Raw genomic sequence first — 19,862 nt, 5'->3', positions numbered from 1 at the left:
CGATGCCCACCCGCAGAACCGCCGTCATCGTCGCCGCGCTCGTGCTGGCCGCCGGCGCCGCCGTCGCCCACGGGCCTTCGCGCCTGAAGGTGACCGAAACGATCTCGATCGCGGCGCCGCCGGCCGCCGTCTGGGCGCGCATCCGCAACTTCGACGCGCTGAAGGACTGGCACCCGGCGGTCGCGCAAAGCCCGGCCAGCCATGGCAACGAGATCGGCTCGGTGCGCGAGATCGTGCTCAAGGACGGCGGCAAGCTCAGCGAGCGCCTGGAGCGCTGGGACGACACGGCGATGAGCTACAGCTACCGCGCCGCGCCGGGCGGCGCGCTGCCGGTGACCAACTACGCCTCGACGATCACCGTGCGCGCCGAAGGCGAGGGCAGCGTCGTCGAGTGGCGCGGCGCCTTCTACCGCGGCTGGCCCAACAACGACCCGCCGCCGGACCAGAACGACGACGCCGCGGAGCGTGCGATCACCGCCGTCTACAAGTCCGGCCTGGGCAACCTGAAGCGCCTCGTCGAGGGCCGCTGACGATGCACCGCCGGCGCTGCCACACGCTGCTCGTCGCCCTGGCGCTCGCGCCGGCGGCGCTGGCCGCGTGTGCCTCGCCGGGGGCCGCGGCACCGCGGGCGCTGGCCGACGGCGTTTTCTGGGTCGCCGGCAGCGGCGGCGCCCCGGCGCCGGCCAACGGCGGGCGCATCGGCAACAGCGGCTTCGTCGTCGGCCCGGCGGGTGTCGTCGCGGTCGACACCGGCACCTCCTACGCCCATGGCCGCGCCTTGATCGCGGCGATCCGCGCCACCACCGAGCGGCCGCTGGCGCTGGCGCTGATCACCCACGTGCGACCCGAAGCACTGTTCGGTGCCACCGCCTTCCGCGAAGCCGGCGTGCCGGTGCTGATGCACGCCCAGGCCGCGCGCCTGATGCGCTCGCGCTGCGACGGCTGCCTGACGCAGCTGCGCCAGGCGCTGGGCGACGCGGCGATGGCCGGCTCGGCGGTCATCGCGCCCGACCGCGTCGTCGACGGCGCGGCGACGCTGGCCGAGGCCGGCCGGCCGCTGGAGCTGATCTTCCCCGGCCACGCCAGCGGCCCGGGCGACGTCGCGCTCTGGGACCCGGCGCGGCGTGTGCTGTTCGCCGGCGGCCTGGTCGAGAACGGCCGGGTGCCGGCGATCGACGACGCCGACCTGCCCGGCTGGCAGCGGGCGCTGGCGGCGCTGACTGCGCTGCAGCCCAAGGTGGTGGTGCCGGCGCACGGCGCGGCCGCCGGGCCCGAGGCGATCACCGCGACCGCGGCCTACCTCGCCGCGCTGGACCAGCGCGCCCGGGCCCTGGTCGCCGACGGCGCCTCGCTGATCGACGTGCCCGAGGCGGCGTCGCTGCCGGCCTATGCCGGCTGGGACGAGTACGACGTCATCCACCGCCGCAACGCGTCGATCGCCTTTCTGCGTGCCGAACGGGCGCTGCTGCTCGGGGAGATGCCGCGATGAGCCCGACGCGCCGCGGCGGTCTTCAGGCGATGGCGGCGCTGGCGCTGGCTGCCGCCGCGCCGGCGTTGCGCGCCGCGCCCGGCGGCCTGCCGTCGGCCGCCGACGGCGATTCGTCGCCGGTCTGGGACGGCTTGCGCGCGCGGCTCTTCGGCGAGCGGCCGATCGCGGTGCAGGACGCCGTGCGCCTGGTCGTGCCGCGACGTGCGGCCTACGGCGCTTCGGTGCCGGTGAAGATCGTGCCGGCGCTGGCGCAGACGCCCGAGCGCTGGGTGAAGCGGCTGACGCTGATCGTCGACCTGAACCCCTCGCCGGTGGCCGCGGTGCTGGAGCTGACGCCGGCACTGGGTCTGGCCGAGTTCGAGACCCGGCTGCGCGTCGACCAGTACAGCCACGTGCGTGTCGTCGCCGAACTCTCCGACGGCACGCTGCACACCGACTCGCGCTACGTGAAGACCAGCGGCGGCTGCTCGGCGCCGCCCAACCGCGACGCGCCCGAACGCATCGGCAGCACGCTGGTGCGCCTGCTGGAGCCGGCGCGCCGCGGTGCGCTGGCGGCGGCCGAAGTGGCGGTGCTGCACCCCAACGACACCGGCTTCGAGCTGAACCAGCGCACGCTGCTCTACATCCCGCCGCACTTCGTGCGTTCGATGTCGCTGCGCTGGGCCGGCGCGCCGCTGTTCGACGCCGAGCTGGACTTCTCGATCAGCGAGAACCCGAGCTGGCGCTTCCACTTCGTGCCGCAAGGCGCCGGCGAGCTGCGTGCCGAGATCGTCGACACGCACGACGCGCGTTTCGTCGGCCGGCTGGCCGTGGAGCCTGCGGCATGAGGCGCCGCCTGCTGCTCGCGACGCTGGCGCTGGCCGCCGGCGGCGTGCTGGCCGGCGTACCGGCGGCCTACGCGCCGCTGGTCGTCCAGCCGCGCACCGTCGACGGCCACCAGGAGTACGACCTGCGCCCGGCGCTGGAACGGGCGCGGCGCGAGAACCGGCGGCTCTACGTCTACCTCGGCGCGCACGACTGCGCCTTCTGCAAGCGCTACGAGCGTTTCCTCGAGCAGCACGCCACCGAGCTGGTGCCCGAGTTCGCCAAGGCCTGGATCGTCGTCGACCTGCGCAGCAGCCTGGCGACCCACGCCGACAAGCTGTGGCTGCAGACCGGGCCGCGGCCGCAGGCCTATGCCGAGTTCCAGCGTGCGCTGGGCGACGAACGTGCGCGCCAGCTCGTCTATCCCAGCGTCTGGCTGCTCGACGGCCAGGCGCGGCCGTTGATGCCGATGCCCGCGGGCACCGGCACTTTCGAGACCGTTCCCGAGCAGCTGGAGATCCTCCGGCTCGAACAGTAGGGCGCCGCGGGCGGCGCCATCGATTCAACCAGGGTCCACCATCATGCGAAGCGAGACTGCACTCCCTCTCCCGGCCACGGCCCACGACCACGCGCCTGCCGCGCGCCGCCGCCCGCTGCGGGCCGGGCTGGCTGCCGTGCTGTCGCTCGTGGCTTGTGCCGCCTGGGCGCAGAACCCGGCGAGCACGCCGTCGCCGGCGGGCAAATCGGAGCTGCCGGCGGTGCAGCGTGCGGTGCACGTCTGCGCCTCCTGCCACGGCGACTTCGGCCGCAGCACGCACAAGCTCTACCCGGCGCTGGCCGGCCAGACGCGCGACTACATGATCCGGCAGATGAAGGACTTCCGCGACCAGGCGCGCGCCGAGACCGACATCCAGGCCTACATGTGGGGCATCTCGGCGCTGCTGACCGACGAGCAGATCGAAGGCCTGGCCGACTACTACGCCGCGCAGACGCCGCTGCCGGGCAAGTCGCGCAACGCCAAGCTGGAGGCCGAAGGCAAGCAGATCTTCGAGCAGGGCGTCGGCGACCACACGGTGCGCGCCTGCACCAGCTGCCACGGCACGAATGCCCAGGGCGACGGCGCCGCGCCGCGCCTGGCGGGGCTGCACGCCGAGTACGTCTTCCGCCAGCTGCAGGCCTTCAAGACCCCGCTGCGCCGCCACGGCAACGTGATGAAGTCCGAGGCCCAGGCGCTGAACGACGCCCAGATGAAGGCGCTGGCGGCCTACGTGATGTCCAGGTGAGGGCCGGGCCGGCGGCGCCTCAGCGCACGCCGGCCAGCCGCCGCGACTCGGCCGGGCCGCGGAAGACCAGCGGCTGCTCGACGACGCCGGCTTCGGCGCGCGCCACCGCCTCGGTGATCAGGCCGTGCTGCGGGCTCTTCGGGCACACCGGGTCGGCGGCCTCGGGGTCGTGGGCGACGAGATACGCCTGGCAGCGGCAGCCGCCCAGGTCTTCTTCCTTCTTCTCGCAGCTCGCGCAGGGCTCCTTCATCCAGCCGGTGCCGCGGTAGCGCGCGAAGCCTTCGCTCTCGAACCAGACCGAACGCAGCGACATCTCGCGCACGTTCGGGAAGGCCAGACCGGGCAGCATCTTCGCGGTGTGGCAGGGCAGGGCGGTGCCGTCGGGCGTGACGGTCAGGAACATGCTGCCCCAGCCGTTGACGCACTTCTTGGCCCGGCCTTCGTGCCAGTCGGGCGCGACGAAGAAGAGGCGCATCTCGTCGCCCAGCTTCGTGCGCCAGGCGTCGGTGACGGCCTCGGCGTGGCGCAGCTGCTCGCGCGTCGGCAGCAGCTGCGCGCGGTTCAGGTAGGCCCAGGAGTAGTACTGCGTGTTCGCGAGTTCGACGTACTCGGCGCCCAGCCGGTGCGCCATCTCGATGATGCGGTCGACGTGATCGATGTTGAGCCGGTGCAGCACGACGTTCATCACCATCGGCCAGCCGTGGGCGCGGATCGTCTCGGCGACACGCTGCTTCAGCTCGAAGGTCTTGGTGTGCGAGAGGAAGTCGTTGCTCTCGCGCGTCGAGTCCTGGAACGACAGCTGCACGTGGTCCAGCCCGGCGGCCTTCAGCGCCGCGGCACGTTCGGGCGTCAGGCCGACGCCGGAGGTCAGCAGGTTGGTGTAGTAGCCCAGGCGGTGGGCTTCGGCGACGAGGTCCTCGAGGTCCTCGCGCAGCAGCGGCTCGCCGCCGGAGAAGCCGCACTGCACGGCGCCGAGTTCGCGGCCCTCGCGCAGCACGCGCAGCCAGTCGGCGGTGGAGAGTTCGTCGGGCTGCGCCGCGTAGTCCACCGGGTTGTAGCAAAACACGCAGTGCAGCGGGCAGCGGTAGGTGAGCTCGGCCAGCAGCCACAGCGGCGGGCCCGGGCGCGGCGCCGTCATGCGCCGTCCCAGGCCAGCCAGCGGCGCTCGCCGGCCATCGAGACGAAAGCCAGCACGTCGGCGGCGAGTTCGGGCGCCGCGAAGACGGCTTGCAGCTCGGCGGCGATGTCGGCGATGCGGCGTTCGCCGTCGCAGCGCTCCAGGATCGCGCCGGCGCTGCCGTTGAGCTTGACCATGCCTTCGGGGTAGAGCAGCACGTGGCAGCCCTGCGCCGGCTCCCACTGGAAGCGGAAACCGCGTGCCAGGCGTGGCCGGCTGTCCAGCGTCGCGGTGCTGGCGCTCATGCGGTCACGCCGTAACGCTGCGCCATCGCGTCGTTCATCGCCCAGAGGATGTCGAGCTTGAACTGCAGCACGTCCAGCGCGCGCTGCTGCTGGGCCTGCGTCGTGAAGTGCGCCAGCGTGATCGCCAGCCCCTGCTCGACGTCGCGCCGGGCCTGGCTGACGCGGTTGCGGAAATAGGCCAGTCCCTCGGGCTCGATCCAGGGGTAGTGCTGGGGCCAGGTGGCCAGGCGCTGCTTGTGGATCTCGGGCGCGAAGAGTTCGGTCAGCGAGGAGCACACTGCCTCCTGCCAGTGCACGCGGCGCGCGAAGTTGACGTAGGCGTCGACGGCGAAACGCAGCGCCGGGATCACGTGGCGTTCGTCCAGCACTTCCTCGCGCGTCAGCCCGACGGCCTGGCCCAGGCGCAGCCAGGCCTCGATGCCGCCGGGGTCGCGCAGGCCGCCGATCTCGAAGCCGTCGTGATCCAGGATGCGCTGGACCCAGCCGCGCCGCACCTCGCGGTCGGGGCAGTTGGCGAGGATGGCCGCGTCCTTCACGGGAATCGCCACCTGGTAGCAGAAGCGGTTGGCGACCCAGCCGCGCACCTGCTCCGGCGTCGCGCGCCCGGTGTTGAGCATGACGTTGAACGGGTGGTGGATGTGATAGGCCTTGCCGCGCTCGCGCAGCCGGGCCTCGAACTCGTCGCGGGTCCAGGGTGTGCTCATGGTTCGACGGTCTGGCCGTCCTCGCAGACCTCGACGCCGCGGCGCGCCAGCTCGGCGCGTTCGGGCGAGTCCTCGTCGAGGATCGGGTTGGTGTTGTTGACGTGGATGAGCAGGCGCCGCGTGCGCGCCGGCAGCCGGTCCAGCCACTCGAGCATGCCGCCGGGGCCGGACTGCGGCAGGTGGCCGATGTCGCGTGCGGTCTTCTTCGACAGGCCGAGGCGGATCATCTCGTCGTCGGTCCAGAAGGTGCCGTCGACGAGCACCGCGTCGGCGCCGCACATCAGGTCGAACAGCGGCGGCGTGATCTCCCCCAGCCCCGGCGCGTAGAAGACGCTGCGGCCGCGAGCCGTGTCCTCGATCAGCACGCCGACGTTGTCGCCGGGCACCGGCGCGTCGCGGTGCGGCGAGTAGGGCGCGGCCTTGCTCGCCAGCGCGATGGCACGGAACTGCAGCCCGGCGACGCCGGGAATGGTGAACGCGCGGCCGTCGGGCTCGACCACGTGGCGTTCGACGCCGCAGAAATGGCCCAGCACCCGCAGCAGCGGCAGGCCTTGCGTCAGGTCCTCGGCCACCGGGTCGGTGCACCACAGCGGCAGCGGCAGTGCGCGCTCGCGCAGCATCAACAGCCCCGTCGCATGGTCGACCTGGCCGTCGACCAGCATCACCGCGGCGATCGCCGTGTCGCGCACGCCGCGCGCCGGCTGCAGCACCGGGTTGGCCTTGATCTGCTGCAGCAGGTCGGGCGAGGCATTGAACAGCACGCCGTCCGCGCCGCCATCGGGTGCGACGAAGATAGCCGACTGCGTGCGCGGCTTGGCGCGCAGCGTGCCGCGGCGCACGCCGTCGCACTGGCGGCAGTTGCAGTTCCACTGCGGGAAACCGCCGCCGGCGGCCGAGCCGAGGATGTGGATGCGCATGGTGCGATGCGGGGAGGCCGGCGCGGGGCGCCGGCCGGCGGCGTCAGCGCGCCGCGACGTAGAGGGTGATCTCGAAGCCGAAGCGCCAGTCGATGGCGGTCGGGGTCTGCCATTGCGGGGTCTGCATCGTGTGTCTCCTAACGGTGTGGGCACGCACCGGACGGTGCGCGCGGGACTCGTGTTCCCGTGAGCCATGGTCGCTGCGCGCCCGCCGCGCTCACAGCCCCCCGGCCATGAATCGGCCCTCGTGAAATTCATGAAACTCCCCTGGTGTTGGCCGCGGCGCTGGACAGAATGGGTCGGGTGATGGCCGAGCCCAGCCCCCTGATTGCCGAGACCGCGCCGCGCCGCGTGCACGAGTGGGTGACGGGCGACGGCCACGTGCTGGCGCTGCGCGAATGGGGCGCCGCCGGCGGCCGCCCGGCGCTGGTGCTGCACGGCGGGCCGGGCTCGGGCGGGTCGGCGCTGCTGGCGCGTGTCTTCGATCCGGCGCGCTGGCGGGTGCTGGTGCCTGACCAGCGCGGCGCGGGCGCGAGCCGACCGCGTGGCACCACCGTGCGCAACACCACCGATCACCTGCTCGCCGACCTGCGCACGCTGCGGCGTGAACTCGGCATCACAAGCTGGACCGTCGTCGGCGGCTCCTGGGGCGCGACGCTGGCCGTCGCCCACGCCGCCGACGAACCCGGGGCCGTCGACGCGCTGCTGCTGCGTTCGGCCTTTCTCGGCCGCGACGAGGACCTCGCCGCCTTCTTCGACGCGTCGCTCGCGCCGGCCGCCTGGGCGGCGCTGGTCGACGCGGCCGACGTGCCGGCCGGGGTCGCCGTGCCGGAGCTGCTGGCGGCGCTGCAGCAGGCGCTGCACGGCGAACACGCCGAAGCCGCCGCGCTGGCCTGGCGGCGTTGGGAGCGTGCGCTGTCCTCGTCGGCCGGCGACCGCGGCCCGGTGCAGGGCGAAGACGCCGCGGCCCTGGCCGACCGCTACTGCGTGCAGGTGCACTACCTGCGCCACGGCTGCTGGCTGCGCGAGCGGCCGCTGCTGGCGCGCTGCGCCGCCGTGCCGGCGGTCCCGACGCTGCTGCTGCACGCCGACGACGACCGTGTTTGCCGCCCCGACGGCGCGCGTGCGCTCGCCGCGGCGCTGCCGGCGGCCACGCTGCGCTGGGTGCCGGGTGCCGGCCACGACCCGGCGCACCCGGCGATGGCCGCCGCCAGCGTCGCCGCGCTCGCGGCGCTGGTCGCGCAGGGCGACTTCGGCGGCGGCGCATGACGCTCAGCGCGCAGATCCGGCTCATCGTCGGCGGGCTGACGCTGCTCTTCGCCGCCGCCGTCGTCGCGCTGCAGGGCTGGGTGCTGCGTGCCTCGGTGCACGAGGAGGTGGTCGCCGCCAACCGCGTCGCCGCGCAGTTGCTCAACCGCACCGCGCTGCGCTACGCCGCCCAGGGCACGCCGGCGATGCTGGCCTATCTGCAAGGCATCGGCCGCATCCGCAGCAACGACCTGACGCTGTACGACGGCGACGGCACGGTGCTCTACCGCTCGCCGCCGTCGGCCTACAAGGCCGGGCGCGACGCGCCGGACTGGTTCGAACGCCTGATGGCGCCCGAGCCCGCGCTGCAGGCGGTCGACTTCCCCGACGGCCGGCTGGAGGTGCGTTCCAACGCCTCGCGTGCGGTGCTGGATGCCTGGGACTATCTGGTGCGCCTGGTCGCCGGCGCGGTCGTGCTGCTGCTCGTCGTCAACGTGCTCGTCGACCTGCTGGTGCGGCGCACCGTGCGGCCCTTCGGACGCATCGTGCAGGCGCTGGAGGCGCTGCAGGCCGGGCGTTTCGACGTCGTGCTGCCGCCGCTGCCCGGGCGCGAGGCCGGCGCCATCGGCGAGGCCTTCAACCGCATGGTCGGCGAGGTCGCGCAGCGGCTGGAGAGCGAACGCCGGGCGCTGCGCGCCGAGAGCGAGCTGTCGGACCGGCGCGAACTGGCACGCTGGGTCGACCGCCAGGTCGAGGACGAGCGCCGGCGCATCGCGCGCGAGCTGCACGACGAGTTCGGCCAGTCGGTGACGGCGATGCGCGCGATCGCGCTGTCGATCGCCCAGCGCCCCGGCGCCGACGCCGACACGACGCAGGCCGCGCGCCTGATCGCCGGCGAAGCCTCGCGGCTGTACGACGCGATGCACGGCATCATCCCGCGGCTAGCGCCGCTGGTGCTGGACGCCTTCGGCCTGGCCGAGGCGCTGGACGACCTGGCCGAACGCACGCGCGCCGCGCACGCCGGCGTCGCCGTCGAGGTGGCGGTCGAACTCGGTGCGCTGCGCCTGGCACCCGAAGCCGCGCTGGCGCTGTACCGCGCGGCGCAGGAAGGCCTGACCAACGCGCTGAACCACGGCGGCGCGCAGCGCCTCGTGCTGCGGGTCGCCGCCGAGGCCGACGCGGTGACGCTGCGCCTGCGCGACGACGGCCGCGGCCTGCCCGACGGCGGCGCGCCGCGTGCCGGCCATTACGGCCTGCGCTGGATCGCCGAACGCGCCGAGGCGCTGGGCGGCACGGTGACGCTGGCGCCTGCGCCCGGCGGCGGCGCCGAACTCTGCCTGTCCCTGCCGCGCACTGCCGTCGAAGCCCCCGAACCCGCGAGCGCCGAGGCGCCGCTTGCCGAAAGACCCGCATGACCCGCGTGATGCTCGTCGACGACCATGCGCTGGTGCGCATGGGTTTCCGCATGCTGCTGGCCAATGCCGGCGTCGAGGTCGTCGGCGAATGCGACAGCGGCGAGGAGGCTTGCAGCACGGCGCCGCGGCTCAAGCCCGACGTCGTCGTGATGGACCTGGCGATGCCCGGCATGGGCGGACTGGACGCCGTGCGCCGCCTGCTCGCGCAGGACCCGAAGCTGCGCATCCTGGTGCTCTCGGCGCACGAGGACACCGCCCACCCGCAGCGTGTGCTGCGCGCCGGCGCGCTGGGCTACCTGACCAAACGCGCCGCGCCCGAGGCGCTGATCGCCGCGGTGGCCGCGGTCGCACGCGGCGAGGCCTATGTCGACGCGCAGACGGCACGCGCGCTGGCGATGGTCCAGGTCAAGGGCGACCCGAGCCCGGCCGAGGCGCTGAGCGAACGCGAGTTCTCGGTCTTCCTGCAGCTCGCACGCGGCCGCAGCGTCGCCGAGATCGCCGAGGACCTGAAGCTGTCGACCAGCACCGTCGGCACCCACCTGTACCACGTGAAGCAGAAGCTGGGTGCGGGCAACCAGTCCGAGCTCACGCTGGTCGCGCTGCGCTGGGGGCTGATCCAGGTCTAGTCGGCTATCGTCGCCGCGTCGGCGCCGGGCGCCGTTGCGGACTCCTGGAATGCAGATCACACGAGGTGAACTTGCCGACGCCACGGCTCGCGGCCTGCTGTCGCGCGAACAGGCCGACGGGCTCTGGGCCTTCCTGGTCGAACGCCAGCGCGAGACGCCCGGCTTCAAGCCGGCGCACATCCTGTACTACCTGGGCGGCCTGATCGCGATCGGCGCGATGACGCTGTTCATGACGCTGGGCTGGCAGCGCCTGGGCGGCGCCGGGCTGCTGGGCATCGCGCTGGGCTACGTCGCCGTCGCGGTGGCGCTGACCGAGGCGCTGCTGCACCGCCGGCAGTCGTTGCCGGCCGGCATCACCGCGGCGCTGGCGATCGCGCTGGTGCCGCTGGCGGTCTACGGCGCGCAGCACCTGCTGGGCTACTGGTCCGACGACGACCCGGCGCAGCAGTACCGCGCCTTCCACACGCGAATCGACTGGCGCTGGCTGCTGATGGAACTGGCGACGCTGGCCGCCGGCGTCGTCGCGCTGTGGCGCTGGCGGCTGCCGTTCATCGTCATGCCGGTGGCGGTGACGCTCTGGTATATGGGCATGGACCTGGTGCCGATGCTGCTGGGCGGCGACACCGCCGGCTTCTTCTCCGACGAGGGCAAGCGCATCTCGCTGGCCTACGGCGCAGCGCTGATGGTCGTCGCGCTGTGGGTCGACGTGCGCTCGCGCGCGACGCTCGATTTCGCGTTCTGGCTCTACATCGTCGGCGTCGCCAGCTTCTGGGGTGGGCTGAGCGCGATGGACTCGGACAGCGAACTCGGCAAGGCCGTCTATGCCGCGATCAACCTGCTGCTGATCGCCACCGGCGCGGCGCTGTCGCGCCGGGTGTTCGCGGTGTTCGGCGGCCTGGGCGTCGCGTTCTACCTCGGTCACCTCGCGAGCACGGTGTTCAAGGACAGCCTGCTGTTCCCGGTGGCGCTGACGGCGATCGGCCTGGGCTTCGTCGCCGCCGGCGTGCTCTGGCAGCGCCACGAAGCGGCGCTGGGCGCGCGGCTGCGCGCGCCGCTGCCGGCGGCGCTGCGCGAACTGGTCGAGCGCCGCGCCTCGCACTGAGGCCCCGGCGGCGAGGCAGCGTCGCTGCGGCGGGAAAACCCGCTGGTCCGGCACGCCCGTTGCCGGACCATCGCACGAGGCGGCCGTGCTGTATCGCCGCCAGCGGGGTGCGAGATGCGCGCGACGACGGCGGCGTGGATCGTGGTGGTCTGGACGGCCGCGGCTCAGGCCGCCGATCCGTCGGCGATCGGCGAGGTGCTGGAGCACTCGCAGCAGCAGCGGCTGGACGCCTTCCATCTCGCCACCGAAGGACCGCGTGCCGCCGCCGTGCGCGCCAGCTTCGAGCGCCTGCTGCGCGTCGCCGCACCCGGCGTCCGGGTCGAGCTGCGTGTGATCACCGGCGAGACGATCGCCGAGACGCTGCAAGGCCACGTCATCGTCGCCCACGAGCGCCTGGCCGATTTGCCCGAAGGCCAGCGCAGCTTCGTGCTCGCGCACGAGCTGGGGCACGTCGTGCGCGACCACTGGGCGGCGATGGGCGGTGTCTACCGCCGCTGGGTGCCCGGCGAGGTGACGCCCGAGCGCACCGACCCGGTGGCCGGCGCGCTGGGCCGCGACGCCTCGGCGCTGGCGCACCGCCAGGAGTTCGAGGCCGACGCCTGGGCGCTGGAGCTGCTGGCCCGGCTCGGTTTCGCCAGCGAGGACGCGGTCGGCGCCTTCCTCAGCCTGGGCATGCAGCCCGACACGGCCACGCACCCGGCGACACGCAAACGCGTCGCGGCGCTGCGCGCGCTGATCGCCGAGCGTGCCGGCGGCCGCTGAAGACCTTCAGCCGCCGACGCGGAAACTCGTCACCGCGGTGCCCAGCCGGTCCGACTGGCCTTCCAGCGACTTGGCCGCCGCGGCCAGCTGCTCGACGAGCGCGGCGTTCTGCTGCGTCATCGTGTCCAGCCGGCCGATCGCCTCGCTGAGCTGGCCGATGTCCTGGCCTTGCGTGCTGCCGGCCTCGGCGATGTCGGCGATCAGCGCCGAGACACGCGCGATGCTCTCGTGCACCTCCTGCATGGTGCGCCCGGCCTCGCCGACCAGGCGCGCGCCATCGCCGACCTGGGCCGACGAGGCGCCGATCAGCGTCTTGATCTCGCGTGCCGCGGTCGAACTGCGCTGCGCCAGCGCGCGCACCTCGGAGGCGACGACGGCGAAGCCACGCCCCTGTTCGCCGGCACGCGCCGCCTCGACGGCCGCGTTCAGCGCCAGCAGATTGGTCTGGAAGGCGATGCCGTCGATGACGCCGACGATCTCGCCGATGCGCGCGGCGCTGGCGTGGATCTCGTCCATGCGCTGCACGACGCTGCGCATCGTCGAAGCGCCGCGGTCGGCCACGGCGCTGGACTCGGCGACCAGCGAACGCGCCGTCGCCGTGTGCTCGGCGTTGCGCTGCACCGCTTCGGCCAGCTGCTGCATCGAACTCGCGGTCTGCTGCAGCGCGCCGGCCTGGCTCTCGGTGCGGTCCGACAGGTCGACGTTGCCGCTGGCGATCTCGCGCGAGGCCTCGCCGACGCTGCCGGCGGCCAGGCGCACCTCCATCACCATCGTGCGCAGCTTCTTGCGCATGCCGTTGAGTTCGGCGCGCAGCCAGGCGATCTCGTCGCGGCCGGGCGATTCGATCTTCGTCTCCAGGTCGCCGGCGGCGATGCGCGAGACGCAGTGCACCGTCGGCTCGACGGTGACGCGGATGCTGGCGCGGATCGCCCAGCCGGTGAGCGCCGAGGCCACCGCGCCGAAGCTCGCCAGCGACACGACCAGCAGGTTCGCCGGGTTCGTCAGCAGGGCTTCGACGGCCAGCGCGGCGAACAGCGCGAAGCTGAGCGCGAAGCCGATCGTCACGCGCTGCACCAGGCTGACGCGGCGAATCCATTCCATGGCGGCCTCCGGCGCCACCGCGGGCGCTACTGCATGCCTTGTGATCGGCGTGCTGCCGGGCCTGTTTGAGGCCGCAAGCCTCCGGACAAACCCCCGGCGCCGCGGTGTTCGGTCACGCTCGAAGCGTGTCGTGCACCGGCCAGCCGGCGGCCTGGGCGTGCGCACGCAGCCGTGCGTCGGGCCGCACCGCGACCGGGTGCGTCACCGCCTGCAGCAGCGGCAGGTCGCTGGCCGAGTCGGAATAGAACCAGCTCTCGCCGAAGTCGGCCAGCGTGCGTGCGCCCAGCCCCGCCAGCCAGGCGGCGACCCGCGCCGGCTTGTGTTCGCGGAAACAGGGCAGGCCGTCGATCTCGCCGGTCGGCCGGCCCTCGACGTCCAGCACCGCCTCGGTGGCGACCAGATGCTCGATGCCGAAGGCCCGCGCGAAGGGTTCGGCGACGAAACGCGAGGTCGCGGTGACGACGGCGCACAGGTCGCCGTTGGCCTGGTGCGCGTCGACGATGTCGCGCATCGCGCCCGGCAGGCGCGGCGCGATCTCGGCGGCGAAGGCTTCGCGCCAGGCGCGCAGCTGCCCGGGTGCGTGGGCGGCCAGCGGCGCCAGCACCGCGCGGTGCATCGCGTGGATGTCCAGCGTGCCGGCGACGTACTGGTGGCAGAAGGCGAGGTAACAGGCCTCGGCGTCGGCCGGCAGCGCGCCGCGCGCGACGAGAAAGCGTGTCCAGGCCTGGCCGCTGTCGAAGTCGATCAGCGTGTGGTCGAGGTCGAAGAGCGCGAGCCTCATCCGGCCAGCGCCGGAGCGCGGGCCGCGGCGGTGATGTCGGCGACTTCGAGCACCCCGCGCAGCGCGTTGCAGACGACGAGGGCTTCGGCGCGTTCGACCTCGGCGCGCGTCAGCGGCCGTTCGACGGCGTCCCAGGCCGGGTCGGCCAGCAGCGCGGCCCGCTGCACGCCGGCCAGTGCGCCGTCGGCCAGCGGCGGCGTGCACCAGCGGCCGTCGAGCCTGGCGAACAGCGTGCAGCGCCCGCCTTCGACGACGCGGCCGTCGGCGTTGCAGAACAGCGTGTCGAAGGCGCCGGCGGCCTCGGCGGCGCGCACGCCGGCGTCGTAGAGCGCACGCTCGGTGGTCTTGTGCGCGGCCAGCGGGCGCGGGCCGGGCAGCGGCGCCTCGGCCCAGCGCAGCCGAACCGGGCCGGGCGGCAGCGGCGCCAGCGGCGCGCGCACGACGGTGATGCGGCCGTCGTGCGCCAGCGTCAGCCGCAGGCGCTGGGCGAGGCCGGCACCCGCGGCAGCGGCGGCCTGCAGCGCACGCCGCGCCGCGTCGGCGTCGAGTGTGAAACCGAGCGCGGCGGCGCTGGCCGCCAGCCGCGCGAGGTGGCGCTCCAGCAGCGGCAAACGTCCGTCGGCCTCGGCGCGCACGGTCTCGATCAGTTCGAAACCCGGGTCCAGGCCGGTGAGGAAACGCGCCTTCAGCCGGCACTCGTCGTACTCGTCGTCGGCGCGGCTGTCCTGCACGATGCCGGCGCCGACGCCCAGCGTCAGCGCGCGGGTGCCGCAGGCGTCGGGGGCGGCCAGCGAGAGCGTGCGGATCGCGACCGACCAGCACAGGTCGCCGAGCGCACGCCCGGGCGGCGGCGCGTCGAGCCAGCCGATGGCGCCGCAGTACAGGCCGCGCGGCGTCGTCTCCAGCCCGGCGATCAGGCCCATCGTGTGCAGCTTGGGCGCGCCGGTGATCGAGCCGCAGGGGAAGATCGCACGCAGCAGCGCCGCCGGCCCGACCTCGGGCCGCAGCCGCGCCTGCACCGTCGAGGTCATCTGGAACACCGTCGCGTAGGGCTCGATCGAGAACAGCGCCGGCACCTGGACCGAGCCGATCTCGGCGACGCGGCCGAGGTCGTTGCGCAGCAGGTCGACGATCATCAGGTTCTCGGCGCGGTTCTTGACGTCCAGCGACAGCAGCCGCGCCGTCTCGCTGTCGCCTTCGGGCGCACCGGTGCGCGGCGCCGTGCCCTTCATCGGCCGCGCGGTGACGACACCGGCCTCGTGGCGCACGAAGAGCTCCGGCGAGCACGACAGCACATGCGTCGCCGGCCCGCCCGGCGGCAGCACGACGTAGGCGCCGTAGGCCACCGGCTGGCGCGCGCGCAAGGCGCGGTACAGCGCCACCGGCGCGCCCCAGGCGCGGCCGTGCAGGCGGTAGGTGTAGTTGACCTGGTAGGTCTCGCCGGCGGCGATGGCCTCGTGGATGCGTGCGATCGCGGTGCGGAACTCGTCGCGTGAGACGCTGGGTTCGAGCGCGCCGACGCCGGCCGCGTCGCCGGCGCCGGGCTGGGCGGCGAGCCAGGCGTCGGCCTGCACGCGCGACAGGAGCTCCAGCCGGCGGAACATCAGCACCCGCAGGCTGGACCCGTCGTCGGCCGCCAGCCGCGCCGTGCCGGCGCGCTGCAGCTTCGCGCCCCACTCGTAGTCGGCCAGCAACAGCGCGTGCAGCCCGGCGCGCTGGTCGGCCGCGACGGCGTCCCAGGTCGCGTCCAGCGTCGCCGGGTCGGTGCAGCGGTGCTCGTGCACGAAGCCGGTGTAGAGCCGGCTCGTAGTCGACGCGGCCGTGGCGTCGCGGTCGTCGAGCAGCGCGCAGACGTCCATGGCCGGGTTCAGGACCAGTCGTCCATGTCGTGTTTGATGCGGTGGCGATTCGCGATCAGTTCGTCGACCGATGGCTCGTCGTTCAATGCGCGCATGATCGCCAGCTTCGTCGCCTCATAGTTGGTGCGGTACATGTCGCGCTTGTCCAGGTTCGGGTCCTGGGCGCAGCGCGGGTCGATCCAGACCAGGCTGACGATGCACAGCTCGTGGGCCATCTCGCGCGGGATCACGTTCTCGATCAGGCAGTCGACCACCGCGTCGGCGGTGGCGCTCTGCACGACGCCGCCGAAGAGCTCGATGTTGGCGCTGTCCTTCAGCGTCACCTTGGGCACCATGATCGTCGCCGGGCGCACGAGCTGGTTGCAGGCGCGGATCGCGAACATCGCCGTGTGGCCCTTGCTCTGCGCCATCATGTTGGCGAAGGCGTGGCCCACCGGGCCGTCGGTGCGGCCGATCAGGATCTCGGGCATCGCGTCGGTGAACTGGCCGTCCTTGGCCAGCACGGTGGCTTCGCCGGCGTGGAAGAGGTAGTCGCGGGGCATCGTCGGTTCTCGCGGTCGTTCAACAAGAGGGTCAGCGCACGGCGATCCACTCGCCCAGCCCGCCGGCGGCGAGGTCGCCGCGGTGGCGCACGATGCCGCGCCGGGGCAGGTCGGCGAAGACCCCGCCGTGCCGGGCGAGGTCGCGCGCGAGCAGTCGCCAGAATACCGTCACGTCGTCCTGCGACGGCACGAAGCTGGGCGCGGGCGGGCCGGCGTCGGGGTCTCCGAGCACGACGACGCTGCCGCGCCGCATGCCGTAGCCGGCGTGTGCGCCGACGCGGCCGGCGACGGCCACGGTGCCGGCCACCAGCCGCGACGCCGCCCAGTCGCCGGCGTTGCCGAAGACGACGAGCGTGCCGCGGCGCATGCGGTCGGCCAGGCGCGCGCCGGCGTCGCCGCGCACGACGAGCGTGCCGCCGCGCATGCCGTCCAGGCTGCCGGGCAGCGGGCCGGCGCAGAAGTCGCCGACGTTGCCGTGGATGTCCAGCGTGCCGCCGCGCATCTCGCAGCCGGCCAGCGCGCCGGCGTCGCCGCGCACGTCCAGCCTGCCGCCGATCATGCCGGCACCGGCGTAGTCGCCCGCCGGGCCGTCGACGAGCAGCCGGCCGGCGGCCATCTGCCAGCCGATGCGGTCGCAGCGGGCGGTGTCGCCGGCGATGACCAGCGTCTCGTCGTCGCGCGCCGCGACGTCGAAGCATTCGCCCAGCGCCAGCTTGCCGCGGCCGTGGCCCAGCGGCAGGCGGGCCATCTCGGCGGCACCCAGCGTGGCCAGCGCGGCCGGCTGCAGCGCGCGCAGGTCCAGGCGCAGCGGCGGCGGCCGGCGCAGCGTCAGCGTCCAGCCGCTCATGGCGCGCCTCCGGGCAGCAGCTCGTGAAGATGGAAGTGGAAGGGCCCGAGCTTGCCGCCGTAGTTGCCGGCCGAGACGCGCCGCAGCCCGCCGGCGGCACCCAGCGCCAGCGCGGCGTCCAGCCCGGCTTTCATCGCCGCCGCGACGTCGGCCGCCGACAGCCCGTCGATGACGACCTCCATCACGCAACCCACGTCGGGCGTCAGCTCGGTCCTGGCCACCAGCCCGACCAGCGACGGGCAGAAGGCGTCGTTGGTCGACGCCGACAGCGCCGGGTACTTGCTGCCGACCTTGGAGCCCGAGCGCACGACGCCGCCGGGGAAGGGCATCACGACGTTGGGCACGCGGCGCATCGCGGCGACCGCGGCTTCGGCGGCGACGAGCGCGGCGTCGGTGTCGCGCGCCAGCAGCAGCAGGTTGCCGCCGCCGACGGCCTTGACCACCGGCGTCGATTCCTGGGCGACGAACTCGCCGTCCATCACCGGCACGCGCCAGAAGCGCTGGCCGCCGATCTGCTTGGCGATCTGCCAGCCGTCGCCGAAGAACCGCAGGTTCCGGCCCAGCGCCACCGGCTCGTCGTCGGCCAGCCCGGAGTAGACCGCGGTCGTCGGGCAGGTCAGGATGCACTGGCCGACGCGGCGCTCCAGCTGCTTGGCCAGCTCCTTGCCCGACATCGCGAAGAACAGCAGCGCGACGCCGGGGCGGCCGTCGGGGGTTTCGTCGGGCGACAGCCGGCGCTCGATGCCGGCTTCGCAGCCGCAGCCGATGACCGAGGTGGCGAAGCCGGTGGCCGCCAGCCCGGCCTGCTCGGCCCAGTGCGGCGTGTGCGCGGTGACGACGATGCGCGTGGCCTTCATCGGGAAGGCTTCGGCGAAGGTGGCGTCGACGACGACGCCGTTCAGCACGACGGCTTCGCTCATCCCTCACTCCCGTCGAACAGCGCCGCCGGCAGCAGCCGCCCGCCGCGGCCGCAGCGGCAGAGTTCGTCGTGCGTGATGCACACGTGGTCGAAGCGCATCGAGCGGTTCTGGTCCCAGTGGCGGCGCAGCGTCTTCTCGATGATCGGGTCGTAACCCGGCTCGACGAAGTGCACGCCGCCGGTCGGCAGCGCGAGCACGCGGCCCGAATGTGCGACCGCGGCGCCGTCCTTGAACACGTGCGTCGGCGTCGCGAACATCGCCTCCCGGTCGGCCTCGTCGCGGTAGACGGCGATGTCGGCTGCCGAGCCGACGCCCAGATGGCCGCGGTCGGCCAGCCCCAGCAGGCGCGCCGGGCCGGCGCGCGTCATCACCGCGATCTCGTCCAGCGTCAGCTCGCGGCTCATCGAGCGCAGCGCGCAGTTCGCGGCCACGTCCGGGTGCAGCCGGGCGAGTTGCTCCTCGCGGAACGAGCGGTCCATCAGCAAGCGGATCAAATGCGGGTAGCTGGTGAACGGGCCGCCGTTCGGGTGGTCGGTGGTCAGCACGACCTGCCAGGGGTTCTTGACCAGCAGGAAGAGCTCGAGCCCGATGACCCACTGCAGCGCATTGACGTAGCTCTGTTCGCGGTAGCGGAAGGGCACGACGCCGCAGCCGGCGGTGCATTCGATGTCGGCGCCGACCCATTTGCGCGGTGTTGCTAGCTGCGACTGCGCGTGCTGGCGCATCGTGTCGCCCGAGGCGGTGACGGTCTGGCCGAAGATGATCTGGCCGACGTCGATGCTGACGTTCGGATGCGCGTCCACGGCCTCGGCCAGCTCGCGCGCGGCCGACGAGAACTTCTTCGGCCCGTCGGTGCCGTAGGCGTGGAACTGCACGTGCGTCAGGTGCGCCGGCAGGCCTTCGAGCGCCTCGATGGTCTCCAGCGTCGACGCGATGTTGCCGGCCACGCCCAGGTTGCTGCCGTGGATGTGCAGCGGGTGCGGCATGCCCAGTTCGTGCACCGCGCGCGCCAGCGTGCGCACCACCTGGCGCGGCGTCACGCCCCAGTGCACGTGGGCTTCGTCGACGTCGAGCTTGCGCTGGTTGAACTTGAAGGCCGAGATGCCGCCCGGGTTGACGACCTTCACGCCCATCGCCTTGCTGGCGTTGACGGTCCAGGCGACGTAGTCGCGGATCTGCGCGAAATTGCGCTGCTCGGGGCCGCCGGCGGCCAGCAGTTCGAGGAACAGCTCGTCGCTGCCCAGCATCACGTAGGCGCCGTGGTCGAGCACCGGCATGTCGCCCATCTCCATGTGGGCGTGGCGTGCGTTGCTGGGCACCATCGCCGGCTCGAAGGCGGCGGTGTAGCCCATCTCGACATAACGGTAGGCGGTGGCCAGCGTGCCGGGCGTGCTGTGGCCGCAGGACGGCAGCTCCAGCGCATTCGTCGGCAGCGGGATCGGCCCGGCCTCGGCGCGGTGGTCGTCGGTCATCAAGAGCCGCGCGAGGTTGACCTTGCCGCCGCCGACGTGCGTATGCAGATCGATGCCGCCGGCCATCACGACGCAGCCGCTGGCGTCGACGGTCTCGTCGTAGGGGCGGCCCGCTTCAGGCTCGACGATGCGGCCGCCGAGCACGGCGATGTCACGCACGCTGCCGCTGTTCGGGTTGGCCGGGTCGATGACCTGGCCGTTGCGGATCAGGAGGCTGCTCATGGGCGGGTGGGGTTGGGGTGCTCGCGCCGTGCGTGCGAGCGCCGCAGCGAGCCGCGGTCGCCGGGTGGCCGGTTCCGTTCATGTCCCCCGGCCCGGCAGGCCGGGCCTCCTCCTGATACTTCACTCCACCGGCCACCCGACGCCCGCGGCAGCCACCGGTGGTGGTGTGCGAGTGGTGTGCCACGAGCGGTTCGGAGACGGCCGTCGGGGCGTGTCCCGGAGTGAAGTATTAGGAGGAGGGCGGGCGTAGCCCGCCCGGGGGACATGAACGCAGGGACACGCCCCGGCGGCCGGCTCTTGCGCTGCTGCTCGCGGACGTGCCCCAACGTTTCCTTCGTGAGCTTGG

At 73.4% G+C, this 19,862-nt stretch carries 22 protein-coding genes; 10 read left to right on the top strand and 12 right to left on the bottom strand.

The window, feature by feature from the left end; all coding sequences use genetic code 11:
• Positions 1-2 precede the first annotated feature (2 nt).
• From RGE_RS19830 to RGE_RS19810, 5 genes are read left to right on the top strand one after another with little or no spacing between them, the layout of a single operon-like run.
• Positions 3-530 carry an SRPBCC family protein gene (locus tag RGE_RS19830; RefSeq protein ID WP_014430246.1) on the top strand — a complete coding sequence of 176 codons (528 nt, stop codon included), beginning with the start codon at positions 3-5 and terminating at the stop codon, positions 528-530.
• Positions 531-532: 2 nt separating this feature from the next.
• A complete protein-coding gene (locus RGE_RS19825; RefSeq protein ID WP_014430245.1) occupies positions 533-1,489 on the top strand; it encodes an MBL fold metallo-hydrolase in 957 nt (318 codons plus the stop codon).
• On the top strand, positions 1,486-2,316 hold the full coding sequence (locus tag RGE_RS19820) for a quinoprotein dehydrogenase-associated SoxYZ-like carrier (RefSeq protein WP_014430244.1): 831 nt from the start codon (positions 1,486-1,488) through the stop codon (positions 2,314-2,316). Before RGE_RS19825 ends, RGE_RS19820 begins: the two co-directional genes overlap by 4 nt.
• On the top strand, positions 2,313-2,831 hold the full coding sequence (locus tag RGE_RS19815) for a thioredoxin domain-containing protein (protein WP_014430243.1): 519 nt from the start codon (positions 2,313-2,315) through the stop codon (positions 2,829-2,831). Before RGE_RS19820 ends, RGE_RS19815 begins: the two co-directional genes overlap by 4 nt.
• A 43-nt stretch (positions 2,832-2,874) precedes the next feature.
• The gene (locus RGE_RS19810) at positions 2,875-3,576 is read left to right on the top strand and encodes a c-type cytochrome (RefSeq protein WP_148280246.1); all 702 of its coding nucleotides are present in this window, start codon (positions 2,875-2,877) and stop codon (positions 3,574-3,576) included.
• A 19-nt stretch (positions 3,577-3,595) separates the two neighbouring features.
• Here RGE_RS19810 and pqqE read toward each other — a convergent pair whose 3' ends face one another.
• Genes pqqE through pqqA form a run of 5 tightly spaced genes read right to left on the bottom strand, consistent with a single transcriptional unit; the run spans position 3,596 to position 6,776 of the window.
• Positions 3,596-4,714: a pyrroloquinoline quinone biosynthesis protein PqqE gene (pqqE, locus tag RGE_RS19805; RefSeq protein ID WP_014430241.1), complete on the bottom strand. Its 1,119-nt coding sequence runs from the start codon at positions 4,712-4,714 to the stop codon at positions 3,596-3,598.
• On the bottom strand, positions 4,711-4,998 hold the full coding sequence (pqqD, locus tag RGE_RS19800) for a pyrroloquinoline quinone biosynthesis peptide chaperone PqqD (RefSeq protein WP_014430240.1): 288 nt from the start codon (positions 4,996-4,998) through the stop codon (positions 4,711-4,713). Before pqqD ends, pqqE begins: the two co-directional genes overlap by 4 nt.
• A complete protein-coding gene (gene pqqC, locus RGE_RS19795; protein WP_014430239.1) occupies positions 4,995-5,702 on the bottom strand; it encodes a pyrroloquinoline-quinone synthase PqqC in 708 nt (235 codons plus the stop codon). The genes pqqD and pqqC overlap by 4 nt, the downstream gene beginning before the upstream one ends.
• On the bottom strand, positions 5,699-6,619 hold the full coding sequence (pqqB, locus tag RGE_RS19790; protein ID WP_014430238.1) for a pyrroloquinoline quinone biosynthesis protein PqqB: 921 nt from the start codon (positions 6,617-6,619) through the stop codon (positions 5,699-5,701). The genes pqqC and pqqB overlap by 4 nt, the downstream gene beginning before the upstream one ends.
• Before the next feature lie 43 nt (positions 6,620-6,662).
• Entirely contained in the window at positions 6,663-6,776 is a 114-nt protein-coding gene (pqqA, locus tag RGE_RS19785) for a pyrroloquinoline quinone precursor peptide PqqA (protein ID WP_193385196.1), read from the bottom strand.
• 149 nt (positions 6,777-6,925) lie between these two features.
• Here pqqA and RGE_RS19780 point away from each other — a divergent pair, with 149 nt between their 5' ends.
• From RGE_RS19780 to RGE_RS19760, 5 genes are all read left to right on the top strand, one after another.
• Positions 6,926-7,888, top strand: coding sequence for an alpha/beta fold hydrolase (locus RGE_RS19780; protein WP_052311025.1), 963 nt, complete (start codon positions 6,926-6,928; stop codon positions 7,886-7,888).
• Positions 7,885-9,282: a HAMP domain-containing protein gene (locus RGE_RS19775; RefSeq protein ID WP_014430236.1), complete on the top strand. Its 1,398-nt coding sequence runs from the start codon at positions 7,885-7,887 to the stop codon at positions 9,280-9,282. The genes RGE_RS19780 and RGE_RS19775 overlap by 4 nt, the downstream gene beginning before the upstream one ends.
• Positions 9,279-9,908: a response regulator gene (locus RGE_RS19770; RefSeq protein ID WP_014430235.1), complete on the top strand. Its 630-nt coding sequence runs from the start codon at positions 9,279-9,281 to the stop codon at positions 9,906-9,908. Before RGE_RS19775 ends, RGE_RS19770 begins: the two co-directional genes overlap by 4 nt.
• Before the next feature lie 49 nt (positions 9,909-9,957).
• Positions 9,958-11,010: a DUF2157 domain-containing protein gene (locus RGE_RS19765; RefSeq protein WP_014430234.1), complete on the top strand. Its 1,053-nt coding sequence runs from the start codon at positions 9,958-9,960 to the stop codon at positions 11,008-11,010.
• Positions 11,011-11,124: 114 nt separating this feature from the next.
• Complete coding sequence (locus RGE_RS19760) at positions 11,125-11,772, top strand: M48 family metalloprotease (RefSeq protein ID WP_014430233.1); 648 nt, start codon at positions 11,125-11,127, stop codon at positions 11,770-11,772.
• A 6-nt stretch (positions 11,773-11,778) separates the two neighbouring features.
• Here RGE_RS19760 and RGE_RS19755 read toward each other — a convergent pair whose 3' ends face one another.
• The 7 genes from RGE_RS19755 to RGE_RS19725 form a co-directional block, all read right to left on the bottom strand.
• Positions 11,779-12,873, bottom strand: coding sequence for a methyl-accepting chemotaxis protein (locus RGE_RS19755; protein WP_014430232.1), 1,095 nt, complete (start codon positions 12,871-12,873; stop codon positions 11,779-11,781).
• Positions 12,874-12,985: 112 nt separating this feature from the next.
• Positions 12,986-13,654: an HAD family hydrolase gene (locus tag RGE_RS19750; RefSeq protein WP_014430231.1), complete on the bottom strand. Its 669-nt coding sequence runs from the start codon at positions 13,652-13,654 to the stop codon at positions 12,986-12,988.
• Positions 13,651-15,513, bottom strand: a complete 1,863-nt coding sequence (pabB, locus tag RGE_RS19745) for an aminodeoxychorismate synthase component I (protein ID WP_014430230.1) — start codon at positions 15,511-15,513, stop codon at positions 13,651-13,653. The genes RGE_RS19750 and pabB overlap by 4 nt, the downstream gene beginning before the upstream one ends.
• Positions 15,514-15,521: 8 nt before the next feature.
• Complete coding sequence (fae, locus tag RGE_RS19740; protein ID WP_014430229.1) at positions 15,522-16,055, bottom strand: formaldehyde-activating enzyme; 534 nt, start codon at positions 16,053-16,055, stop codon at positions 15,522-15,524.
• 31 nt (positions 16,056-16,086) lie between these two features.
• Positions 16,087-16,902 carry a formylmethanofuran dehydrogenase subunit C gene (locus tag RGE_RS19735; RefSeq protein ID WP_014430228.1) on the bottom strand — a complete coding sequence of 272 codons (816 nt, stop codon included), beginning with the start codon at positions 16,900-16,902 and terminating at the stop codon, positions 16,087-16,089.
• The gene (gene fhcD, locus RGE_RS19730; RefSeq protein WP_014430227.1) at positions 16,899-17,822 is read right to left on the bottom strand and encodes a formylmethanofuran--tetrahydromethanopterin N-formyltransferase; all 924 of its coding nucleotides are present in this window, start codon (positions 17,820-17,822) and stop codon (positions 16,899-16,901) included. The genes RGE_RS19735 and fhcD overlap by 4 nt, the downstream gene beginning before the upstream one ends.
• The gene (locus tag RGE_RS19725; RefSeq protein ID WP_014430226.1) at positions 17,819-19,516 is read right to left on the bottom strand and encodes a formylmethanofuran dehydrogenase subunit A; all 1,698 of its coding nucleotides are present in this window, start codon (positions 19,514-19,516) and stop codon (positions 17,819-17,821) included. The genes fhcD and RGE_RS19725 overlap by 4 nt, the downstream gene beginning before the upstream one ends.
• Positions 19,517-19,862: the final 346 nt, after the last annotated feature.

It is taken from the genome of Rubrivivax gelatinosus IL144 (assembly GCF_000284255.1).
In the GTDB taxonomy this organism is placed as follows: Bacteria; Pseudomonadota; Gammaproteobacteria; order Burkholderiales; family Burkholderiaceae_C; genus Rubrivivax; species Rubrivivax gelatinosus_A.
Note: the sequence above shows the minus strand (reverse complement) of the source record. Positions and strands in the feature narration are given on the sequence as shown.